At 56.9% G+C, this 9,992-nt stretch carries 10 protein-coding genes and 1 pseudogene; 3 read left to right on the top strand and 8 right to left on the bottom strand.

The window, feature by feature from the left end:
* Positions 1-6 precede the first annotated feature (6 nt).
* Positions 7-1,476 carry an NADH-quinone oxidoreductase subunit NuoN gene (gene nuoN, locus RYC17_RS17120; RefSeq protein ID WP_002554023.1) on the top strand — a complete coding sequence of 490 codons (1,470 nt, stop codon included), beginning with the start codon at positions 7-9 and terminating at the stop codon, positions 1,474-1,476.
* Between the two features lie 67 nt (positions 1,477-1,543).
* Here nuoN and RYC17_RS17125 read toward each other — a convergent pair whose 3' ends face one another.
* Positions 1,544-2,500, bottom strand: coding sequence for an AraC family transcriptional regulator (locus RYC17_RS17125; RefSeq protein WP_316903840.1), 957 nt, complete (start codon positions 2,498-2,500; stop codon positions 1,544-1,546).
* Positions 2,501-2,616: 116 nt separating this feature from the next.
* Between RYC17_RS17125 and RYC17_RS17130 the strand changes: the two genes are divergently transcribed.
* Complete coding sequence (locus RYC17_RS17130; protein ID WP_057401720.1) at positions 2,617-3,540, top strand: alpha/beta fold hydrolase; 924 nt, start codon at positions 2,617-2,619, stop codon at positions 3,538-3,540.
* A 103-nt stretch (positions 3,541-3,643) separates the two neighbouring features.
* Here the strand turns inward: RYC17_RS17130 and RYC17_RS17135 are convergent, their stop codons facing one another.
* The 7 genes and pseudogenes from RYC17_RS17135 to RYC17_RS17160 all read right to left on the bottom strand — a co-directional run bounded on the left by RYC17_RS17135 (position 3,644) and on the right by RYC17_RS17160 (position 9,263).
* Complete coding sequence (locus RYC17_RS17135; protein WP_004659453.1) at positions 3,644-4,708, bottom strand: AI-2E family transporter; 1,065 nt, start codon at positions 4,706-4,708, stop codon at positions 3,644-3,646.
* A gap of 149 nt (positions 4,709-4,857) precedes the next feature.
* Positions 4,858-5,700, bottom strand: a complete 843-nt coding sequence (locus RYC17_RS26995; protein WP_371217824.1) for a methyl-accepting chemotaxis protein — start codon at positions 5,698-5,700, stop codon at positions 4,858-4,860.
* 15 nt (positions 5,701-5,715) lie between these two features.
* Positions 5,716-6,537, bottom strand: a pseudogene (locus RYC17_RS27000) (cache domain-containing protein); the annotation flags it as partial.
* Between the two features lie 125 nt (positions 6,538-6,662).
* Positions 6,663-7,982, bottom strand: coding sequence for a sensor histidine kinase (locus RYC17_RS17145; protein WP_058400388.1), 1,320 nt, complete (start codon positions 7,980-7,982; stop codon positions 6,663-6,665).
* The gene (locus tag RYC17_RS17150) at positions 7,979-8,647 is read right to left on the bottom strand and encodes a response regulator transcription factor (RefSeq protein ID WP_004659446.1); all 669 of its coding nucleotides are present in this window, start codon (positions 8,645-8,647) and stop codon (positions 7,979-7,981) included. The genes RYC17_RS17145 and RYC17_RS17150 overlap by 4 nt, the downstream gene beginning before the upstream one ends.
* Positions 8,647-8,955, bottom strand: a complete 309-nt coding sequence (locus RYC17_RS17155) for a PepSY domain-containing protein (RefSeq protein ID WP_002554027.1) — start codon at positions 8,953-8,955, stop codon at positions 8,647-8,649. Before RYC17_RS17155 ends, RYC17_RS17150 begins: the two co-directional genes overlap by 1 nt.
* Positions 8,955-9,263, bottom strand: coding sequence for a PepSY domain-containing protein (locus tag RYC17_RS17160; protein WP_058400387.1), 309 nt, complete (start codon positions 9,261-9,263; stop codon positions 8,955-8,957). The genes RYC17_RS17155 and RYC17_RS17160 overlap by 1 nt, the downstream gene beginning before the upstream one ends.
* 214 nt (positions 9,264-9,477) lie before the next feature.
* Here RYC17_RS17160 and queD point away from each other — a divergent pair, with 214 nt between their 5' ends.
* Positions 9,478-9,834 carry a 6-carboxytetrahydropterin synthase QueD gene (queD, locus tag RYC17_RS17165; RefSeq protein WP_003317991.1) on the top strand — a complete coding sequence of 119 codons (357 nt, stop codon included), beginning with the start codon at positions 9,478-9,480 and terminating at the stop codon, positions 9,832-9,834.
* Positions 9,835-9,992 lie beyond the last annotated feature (158 nt).

The raw sequence follows: 9,992 nt of genomic DNA on the forward strand, positions 1-9,992 counted from the left end.
AGCGCTATGGACCTGACGATTCAACACTTTATTGCGCTTGCGCCACTGCTGATCACCAGCCTCACCGTTGTAGTGGTGATGCTGGCGATCGCATGGCGCCGCAATCACTCGCAAACGTTCCTGCTTTCAGTAGCAGGTCTCAACCTGGCCCTGCTGTCGATCTATCCGGCACTGAAAGTTGCCCCACTGGTCGTGACACCACTGCTACACATCGATAACTTTGCCTGCCTGTACATGGCAATCATCCTTGCCTCTACCCTGGCCTGTGTGACCATGGCACACGCCTATCTGGGTGACGGCAAGGCAGGTTATCCAGGCAATCGTGAAGAGCTTTATCTGCTGATCCTGCTGGCAGCGGCCGGTGGGCTGGTGCTGGTCAGCGCTCAACACCTGGCCGGGCTGTTCATTGGTCTGGAGCTGCTCTCGGTGCCGGTCTACGGTCTGGTGGCGTATGCCTTCTTCAACAAGCGTTCGCTGGAAGGCGGCATCAAGTACATGGTGCTATCGGCTGCAGGTTCAGCGTTCCTGCTCTTCGGCATGGCGCTGCTGTACGCAGAAGCTGGCTCGCTGAGCTTCGAAGGTATTGGCAAAGCCATTGCCGCGACAGGGATGCCAAGCCCGATTGCCAGCCTGGGTCTGGGTATGATGGTTGTAGGGCTTGCATTCAAACTGTCGCTGGTACCTTTCCACCTGTGGACCCCGGACGTTTACGAAGGCGCTCCTGCGCCGGTAGCGGCCTTCCTGGCTACGGCCAGCAAGGTGGCAGTGTTTGCCGTGCTGGTGCGTCTGTTCCAGATTTCACCGGCAGCCAGCAGTGGCGTCCTGCATGACGTGCTGGCAGTCATCGCCGTAGCGTCGATCCTGGTCGGCAACCTGCTTGCGCTGACTCAGACCAACCTCAAGCGTCTGCTGGGCTACTCCTCCATCGCCCACTTCGGTTACCTGATGATTGCGCTGGTGGCCAGCAAAGGCATGGCGGTCGAGGCGATTGGTGTCTATCTGGCAACTTACGTGCTGACCTCGCTGGGCAGCTTCGGCGTGATCACCATGATGTCTTCGCCTTACAGCGGACGTGATGCCGATGCGATGTTCGAATACCGCGGGCTGTTCTGGCGTCGTCCGTACCTGACGGCAGTCATGACCCTGATGATGCTCTCGCTGGCAGGTATCCCGCTTACCGCAGGCTTCATCGGCAAGTTCTACATCATTGCCACCGGTGTCGAGTCGCAACTGTGGTGGCTTATCGGAGCACTGGTGATCGGTAGCGCCATTGGCGTGTTCTATTACCTGAGAGTGATGGTCACCATGTATCTGGTCGACAACAAGCTTCCACGCCACGACGCAGCGATCAACTGGGCGCAGCGCACTGGCGGCGTAATGTTGCTGGCCGTCGCGATCCTGACCTTCGTGCTGGGCGTGTACCCGCAACCGCTGCTCGATCTGGTGGTCAATGCCGGTCTGCACGTAGCAGGCTGATCATCTGCAAACAAAAAACCCTGCTATCGAGCAGGGTTTTTTTTGCCTTCGGAAACGGCTGAAATGGTTACCCGTCGACGCTTTTCGCGGCCCGCACAGCGCCTGGCGATATGCCCACCGTTCTTTTGAATGCGCGACTGAAGGCCGCCAATGAACCGTACCCCAGCTGATTGGCAACGGTCTCCACCGAATGCTGCTCGCGGCTCAGGCTGTGCAATGCCAGGCGCATTCTCAGCTCCGTCAGGTACTGCAATGGCGGCTTACCCGTTGCTTCGAGAAAGCGCTGTGCGAACACTGATCGAGAATGCCGGGCCTCATGGGCAAGCGTAGCTACCGTCCAGCGTCTGCCTGGATGCTGGTGCATCATAACGATGGCTCGACTCAGCCGAGGGTCTTGCAAAGCACCGAGCCAGCCCGTGGCATTCCCACAGCCGCCTGCAACCCAGCCACGCACCAGCAGCGCGGCCACGACTTCAGCAAGACGTGCCAGAATGCCTGCGTGCCCAGCCTGTAGCATCAAGGCTTCACGCTCCATTGCCTCGAGCATGGGCCGCAGCTCGGGACACGTCTCCAGCAGAGTGCTGACCTGCATAACATCCGGCATGGCGGCAACAAGCGGCTGCATGCCGCCCAGCTCCAACTCCATGCAACAGCTAAAGATAATCGCCTGATCAACAGCTGCGCCCTCCCCGGCATCTGCCCGATCTTGAACGCCATCGCTGATGCCGGTAGACGGATCAAACCGCTGTACATCGCTTGCAGACGTGCTTTCGATCGTCAACATAGCGTGGTGCCCACCGCGCGGAATAAGAACCGCGTCTCCGGTATCGAGTTTGTATAGAACGTTCTCAGCGCTGCGTAGCCAGACAGGCCCACGTCCGACGAAATGAAACTGTGCTCGTCCGATTGCGTTAGTGAAGCCAACACCCAGAGGCGGCACAACTTCCAGCCTGCGGAATTGAACGCCGAAAAGACGCATACCGAGCAGTAGCTCGCTGATGGGGTCATTTGACGGGGCTTGCATGGAGGCCACTTCGAGTTCAGGACGATCAATCAATTCATCAGGATCTTACGTCATAGACCGTCCTACGTCATCGACCTACAGTGCGCCCATCACTTCTGCCGCGTGGAAATAGCCTCATGAATCACATTCGCTTCGTTCACCTGCTGCGCAATACCTTGCTTGCTGCGCTGCTGGCCGGACTATCGTCACTGGCCCTGGCAGTAGACAAACACTACACCGTCACAGCCCCTGACGGCGTCGAACTCGCTGTGCAGGAATCAGGCGATCCGAACGGGCAAGCCCTGATTTTCATTCACGGTTTGCTGGGCAGCCGCCTCAATTGGGAAAAGCAGATCGTTAGTCCGCAGCTGCAGCGTTATCGAATGATTACCTATGACCTGCGCGGTCACGGGCTTTCCGACAAGCCCGCTAATACCGAGGCGTACCGTAACGGGCGCCGTTACGCGGACGATCTGGCAGCGGTACTTGAAGCCACGAACAGCAAGCGTCCAGTATTGGTCGGCTGGTCATTGGGGGGCGTGGTCATGTCTAACTACCTCGCCGCCTATGGTGACGCGAAGATCGGCGGCGTTGTGTATGTTGATGGTGTCATTGAGCTTAATGCTGCTCTGATTACAGCCCATCCTCATGTATATGCCGGCCTGAGTTCAGAGGACCTGAAGACACACCTTGATGCAGTACGCACTTTTCTCGGACTGTGCTTCCACACACAGCCAGATGCACCGACTTTCGAACGGCTTTTGTCGAATGCTGCGATGGCATCGTGGACGATGACCCGTGCCACGCCTGCAATGACTGTCGATGTGGCCAAAGGCTTGCCCAAAGCAAAGGTGCCGGTATTGATGCTGTATGGTGCCAAGGATGAGCTGGTCAACGTTCAGCCCAGCATCGCACGCGCCCGGCAACTCAATGCGCGGATTCTATCGAAGGTGTACGAAAACTCAGGTCACGCGCCATTTCTGGAAGAAGCATTGCGCTTCAATACCGATCTGGCAGCCTTCATGGAGTCGGCTGTCATTGCCGCAAGGGGCTCTGAATGAAGTCTGTTCCAGGCCTGTTACATAAATGAATAACCCGCGCATCCCCCTGCCTGATAACGACAGGGGCATTCGCGGGTCTGTATCGGCCACGCGTAACGGTATGTCAGCCTGGCAGCCTGACGGGCTTCTTGGCACCGCTGAACAAACCCCAGCTGGAGATGAACAGTGCGGCCACCAGAGGTCCTATGACAAAGCCGTTCAGACCAAAGACCGACATACCGCCCAGCGTTGAAATCAGGATCAGGTAGTCCGGCATTTTCGTGTCCTTGCCCACCAGGATCGGACGCAGCACGTTATCCACCAGACCGATCACGAAAACACCGAACAACCCCAGCACCACACCTTGCCAGATCATGCCGCTGAGCAGGAAGTAGACAGCCACCGGAGCCCAGACAATCCCCGCCCCCACAGCGGGCAACAGCGACAGGAAGGCCATGATCACTGCCCACAGCAACGCACTCGGGATGTCCAGCGCCCAGAAGATAAAACCGCCCAGCGCACCTTGCGTTACCGCGACCACCACGTTGCCCTTGACCGTGGCACGTACCACTCGAGTGAACTTGAGTTGCAGACGACGCTTCTGCTGTTCGCCCAATGGAAAGGCCGTACGTATCTTGCGTACCAGCTCCTGCCCATCTCGCAGGAAGAAGTACAGCAGGTACAGCATGATGAACACACTCACCACGAAATCGAAGGTGCCTTGGCCAAAACTGAACGCTTGAGTCGCCAGATACTGACTGCCCTGCATTGCCCCTTTGGTGATCTTGTCGCGTAATCCTTCAAGGTCGCCCATGCCCAGACGGTCGAGCAGTGCCTGAATCGAGTGCGGCAGCAGATCCTTGAACTCGGCGAGATAACCGGCAATATCCAGCTGCCCGGTCTCGACATTCTTGTACAGCGTGGTGCCCTCCTGAACCAGCAAGGCGCTGATGACGATCACTGGCAGAATCGCAATCACCAGACAGATTGTCAGGGTGCACAGGGAGGTAAGATTGCGTGACCAGTTGAACTTGATCTGCAACCTGCGCTGCACAGGCGCAAAGATGATTCCGAGAATGACCGCCCAGAATACTGCGCCGTAAAACGGTAGCAAAATCCATATGAAGGCAATGGTGACCAGCACCAATAGCATAATGAGGGTTTTGTATTGCAACGTGGTTTCGTTCATGTCCTGTCCATGTCAGTAGACCGCGCCTCGCGCCCGGTCTAGAGCTTAGTCAGCACTTGAACGTACGAGTGCCATCTTCTACGAAGGCAATATGACCGCGGTGGCAGGCGCAGGCTGTTGCGGACGTCAGCGCCCCTGCCACGCAGGCATCAGACACGGAACTGACCGACCAGACTGTCAAGGCGCGAGCCCAGTTCGGCAAGGCTGCGTGAGGTCTGTGCGCTTTGCCGGGTTTCATCGGCGACGCTTTCAACTGCACCTGCAATCTGGTGAACGCTGCGATTGATTTCTTCGGCAACCGCCGTCTGCTCTTCCGCTGCGCTGGCGATTTGCGCGTTCATCGAGTTGATCGTCGCAATCAACTCACCGATGGTCACCAGCGATGTGCCTGCTTCGTTGGCTTGCGCAGAGGTCCCGTCGCCAGCTTCGCTGGAACGGCGCATTGCCGTGACGGCCTCCTGAGTGCCCTGCTGCAGACGGTCGATCATCCCTTGAATTTCCTGCGTGCTTTGCTGGGTCCGGCTGGCCAACGCCCGGACCTCGTCGGCAACCACGGCAAAACCGCGCCCTGCTTCCCCTGCCCTCGCGGCCTCGATGGCGGCATTGAGTGCGAGCAGGTTGGTTTGTTCGGCGATAGAGCGAATAACACCCAGTACGCTGACGATCGAAGAAACGTCCTTTTGCAGAACATCCAGTGACGAGCCACTTTTGCGGATGTCGTCTACCAATGCATGAATCTGTCTGATACTGCCATCCACAACGCGCTTGGCGGCGCGCCCTTGTTCGTCGGTCTGCTGAGCAGCCACGGAAGCACCCTGCGCGCTCTTGGCAACCTCTTGAGCCGCAGCCGACATCTGATTGATTGCGGTCGCCACTTGATCTGTTTCGTGGCGCTGACGGTCCATGGCGGTTTCCGAGCGCTGTGCCTGGGATGACACTTCTCCGACCAGGCCATTGAGTTGCCCGGTCATTTCGCTGACCTGACGAACCATACCGTGGATCTTGTCGACAAACCGGTTGAACGAACCAGCCAGATCACCAAGCTCGTCATTACTGGTAATGGCCAGACGCCGAGTCAGATCGCCTTCACCCGCGGCGATGTCATCCAGGTTGTTTTTCATCAAACCGAGCGGACGTAGCAGAGTGCCGGCCATCAATATCCCGATGACGCCAATGATGACCAGCACCAGGACGGTGATACCCAAAATGCTGTACAGCATTTCCTTCAGACGTGCTTCGACGTTCTGCCTGACTTCAGCAACTTTAGCGTCAATGCCGTCGATATTGACGGCAGAACCGATGATCAGATCCCACTTCGGCAGATAATCCGTGTAGCCGATCTTGGGCACAGGTTCAGTCTTGCCAGGCAGGGCCGAGGAGTACATCACATAGTGAGTGCCCGCCTTGCCGACCGCCACCAGTTCGCGGTTGATGTAGACCCCGTTAGCATCGCGGGCGTCATTGAAACTCTTGCCGACGCCATCAGGACTGTTGCTACGGAATATACGGATTACCTGAGAGTCATAGCCAAAGATATAACCATCCTTGCCATAACTGATGGAGGAAAGCAGCTTGATCGCATTAGCGCGCGCAGTTTCATCACCCGGCGCTGCAGCCTCGTAAAGCGGCTTGATGGCCGTCATGGCGATCGCAACGTAGTTCTGCAACGTTGCCTTGGCTTCAGAGAGCAGACGCTCTCGCGTATCACTGACCTCGCGCTCTGCCTGCCGGTGCAGCATGAACACCGTGGTGGCACTGATCACCAGCGCAAATATCAGAACCGGCAGGACTGCCAGCGACAGAACCTTGGCTTTCAGACTGAGACGCATAGGAGTGGCCTTATGGTTATTTTTATGAGTCAGAGATACCTATCAGGCTATCGGCGGTATCCGACGGACATTAAGACCCAGCTTATTTTTTTGTATGAAGACTCTGAAAGTTACAGGCTGACAACTTATGGAGCGGTGCGCTCGGGAAGATCAATGCGTACGCGAAGGCCCCCAGCGGGGCTCTCCTGCAATTGCAGTTGGCCGCCCCAGGCCTCGACGATATCGCGCACAATCCCCAGGCCAAGGCCATGACCGGTAATCTGCTCGTCAAGGCGAGCGCCACGGCTGAACACCTCTGCGCGCTGCGACTCCGGAATACCGGGCCCGTCATCGTCCACCAGCAGGCTGAAGCCCTGAGCCTGACTGAGAATGCTCAGACGCACTTCGCTGTCGGCCCACTTGCAGGCGTTGTCCAGAAGGTTGCCCAGCAGTTCGAGGATATCCTCCCGGTCCCACGGCAGATGCATGCCTGCTTCAACATCGTTGACCAAATGAAGGTGGGCACCATGAATCATGCCCAACGTGGAAAACAGCCCGGGCAGTTCGGCATCACAGTCGAAACGGGCTCCCGGCAGCGCGTCCCCGGAAAGACGGGCCCGATTGAGTTCACGCTCCAGACGCAGACGGATATTTTCCAATTGCTCCTGCAACGTCTTGCGCAGTGCCGGGTTGCCGTCCAGCTGTCCACTGAGGGCCAGGCTGAGCAATACCGCAAGCGGTGTCTTCAAGGCATGCCCCAGATTGCCCAATGCATTGCGTGAGCGTTTCAGGCTGTCTTCAGTATGTGCAAGCAGATGGTTGATCTGAGCCACAAGGGGCTCAAGCTCGAGGGGCACCTGATTGTCCAGTTGCGAACGCTGACCCTGTTGAAGCTGGAAGATCTGCTCGCGAACGGTTTCCAGAGGCCGAAGCGCCCTGCGCACTGTGATGCGCTGCAAAACCAGCACCAGGATCAGCGCTGCGAGCCCGAGCCCGAGCCCGATCTGCTGCATGAGACGAAAGCTCGCCCTGACCGGCGTGTAATCCTGGGCGACGGTAATTGAAATCTGCTTGCCGAACTTTCGGTATTCGCTGGTCAGCATCAACAGCGACTGCCCGGTCTTGCCAAGTTCAAGGTTAGCGTGCAACCCCACCCCAGGCTGCGGCAGCTCAAAATCCCACAAAGAACGGGAACGCCAGTGGCCCTGCGGCAAGTCCATGCGGAAATAGTGGCCGGACAGCGGGCGCTGATAAGCACCCGACAAGCGATGGTCATCCAGTTGCAGCCCGGCAGGACCTCGGACCAGCGCCACCAGCAGGTTCTCGCTCTCGTTGCGTAAGCCCGACTCCAGATAGCGCTGCAGGCCCACTTCAAACAACCAGAGACTGGTCTGCGCCATCACCAGGCCGACAACGACCATGACGGCGATAAGACCCAGGCTCAGACGCCGTTGTATGGATTTCAACCTCCGGCTCCGCCGTATAGGTAGCCTTGGCCACGGCGGGTCTCGACCACTGCGCGGCCCAGTTTGCGCCTCAGGTGATTGACATGGACCTCGATGACATTGGAGTCACGCTCGTTTTCGCCATCGTACAAGTGCTCAGAGAGATGGCTTTTGGAGAGAATCTGTCCAGGGTGGAGCATGAAATAGCGCAGCAGACGAAACTCTGCAGACGTGAGCTGGATATCAACGCCATCCCGGCTGACACTCTGGCGACCTTCATCCAGATTAAGGCCGGCAGACTCCAGGGTTGGCTGGTTGGCAAGCCCGTGAGAACGCCTCAACAGGGCCTGAATACGCAACTGCAGTTCTTCAGGATGAAAAGGTTTGGTCAGGTAATCATCGGCCCCCGCCTTCAAGCCTTCTATACGCTCTGACCACGAACCTCGTGCCGTCAGAATCAGTACCGGGGTAGCCAGGCCCTTGCCACGCCATTGCTGGAGAACCTCAAGCCCGGGCATGCCGGGCAACCCCAGATCCAGAACAATGAGGTCGTAGGGCTCGGTTGCGCCTTGATAAACTGCGTCACGACCGTCAGCCAGCCAGTCGACCGCATAACCTTGCCGCCCCAGCGCAGCGAGTAACTCATCTGCGAGGGGAACATGGTCTTCAACCAGGAGCAGGCGCATCAGTCATCATCCTCGTCTTTCAGCAATCGGCTATCGCGCGCATCGAACTTGAGCTCACGGACAACACCCTGTGGGGTCAGCAACTCGAATTCATACACGTACATGTTATTTTTTTCCTCAAGCTCAGCCTCCAGCAAGCGAGCGCCGGGATGAAGACCCAGCGCGCGCTCGATAAACTGTTCGAGAGGCAGTATCACCCCACGCTGCCGCAGACTGAGCGCTTCATCCTGATTCAGATCCCTGGCATAGACAAAAGAGCAGGTCAGACTCAAACCAAGGATGACACAGAGACGCTTGTCGACATTCATTAGTTATCCTGATGATTCCTGTAGACCTGGCCCGTAGCGGCGTCTATTTCGAGAACCCACTCAACATCGTGCTTGTCACGCAGCTCGACATTGTAAACGTACCTGCCGTATATATTCTTGAACTGTGTATCAAGAATACTGGCACCAGGGTGCTTGCTGAGGGCGTTTGCATCGAGTTTTTCAGCCGACTGGAGAGTGCCCGCGTTACTGAGGCGCAATACCTCCTGCGGGTCGACACCACGCGCCTGGATGACACATGAAGTCAGAACACATGTCAGGGCCGCCAGCAGGGTTGTCAGCGTTTTCATTGTTGGAGGTGTCCATAGCGGTCGATGCTTCTATGGCGTTTACCTTACCCCGTACAACTTAACTCAAACTGAATATATCTGGCCGAGTGCCATCAATCGCACCTGAAAGAATCGTCACACACAAGCCCTGCATGGAGTTTCAGGCCATTGCTGTTAAACTCGTCGATTGCATTTATCGCGTCTGCGATCGCCATTTTTCCGGGGCCAATACACAGTGGAAATCTTCAAAGAGTTTACCTTCGAGTCAGCACACCGCCTCCCTCACGTACCAGAGGGTCACAAGTGTGGACGTCTGCACGGCCATTCGTTTCGTGTCGGCATTCATCTGGCTGGCAAGGTTGATCCTCACACAGGCTGGATCCGCGACTTTTCGGAAATCAAGGCTATTTTCAAACCGCTGTACGAACGCCTTGATCATAATTACCTGAATGACATCCCCGGCCTTGAGAATCCAACCAGCGAAAACCTGGCGAAATGGATTTGGAATGAGCTGAAGCCCCTTCTGCCGGAGCTGTCCGCCGTTCGTATTCACGAGACCTGCACCAGCGGGTGCGAATACCGCGGGGATTGATTCTCCCGGAAAATAAAAAACCACCTCGACCAGGTGGTTTTTTTGTATCTGCACGGTACGAAAAAGACTTTAACGTGCCCCAAAAACAAAAACCCTCAACGCGTAAGCGATGAGGGTTTCTGGAATTTAATCTTGACGATGACCTACTCTCACATGGG

Source organism: Pseudomonas syringae group sp. J248-6, assembly GCF_032586995.1.
GTDB classification, from domain to species: Bacteria; Pseudomonadota; Gammaproteobacteria; order Pseudomonadales; family Pseudomonadaceae; genus Aquipseudomonas; species Aquipseudomonas amygdali.

Bases quoted from the DNA above. Each gene is read 5' to 3' on its own strand.
- RYC17_RS17135 (WP_004659453.1), bottom strand. From the start codon at position 4,708: ATGAACGAAACCACGTTGCAATACAAAACCCTCATTATGCTATTGGTG.
- RYC17_RS26995 (WP_371217824.1), bottom strand. From the start codon at position 5,700: ATGGTTCGTCAGGTCAGCGAAATGACCGGGCAACTCAATGGCCTGGTC.
- RYC17_RS17155 (WP_002554027.1), bottom strand. From the start codon at position 8,955: ATGAATGTCGACAAGCGTCTCTGTGTCATCCTTGGTTTGAGTCTGACC.
- RYC17_RS17130 (WP_057401720.1), top strand. From the start codon at position 2,617: ATGAATCACATTCGCTTCGTTCACCTGCTGCGCAATACCTTGCTTGCT.
- RYC17_RS17125 (WP_316903840.1), bottom strand. From the start codon at position 2,500: ATGCAAGCCCCGTCAAATGACCCCATCAGCGAGCTACTGCTCGGTATG.
- RYC17_RS17160 (WP_058400387.1), bottom strand. From the start codon at position 9,263: ATGAAAACGCTGACAACCCTGCTGGCGGCCCTGACATGTGTTCTGACT.
- nuoN (WP_002554023.1), top strand. From the start codon at position 7: ATGGACCTGACGATTCAACACTTTATTGCGCTTGCGCCACTGCTGATC.
- RYC17_RS17150 (WP_004659446.1), bottom strand. From the start codon at position 8,647: ATGCGCCTGCTCCTGGTTGAAGACCATGTTCCCCTCGCAGATGAGTTA.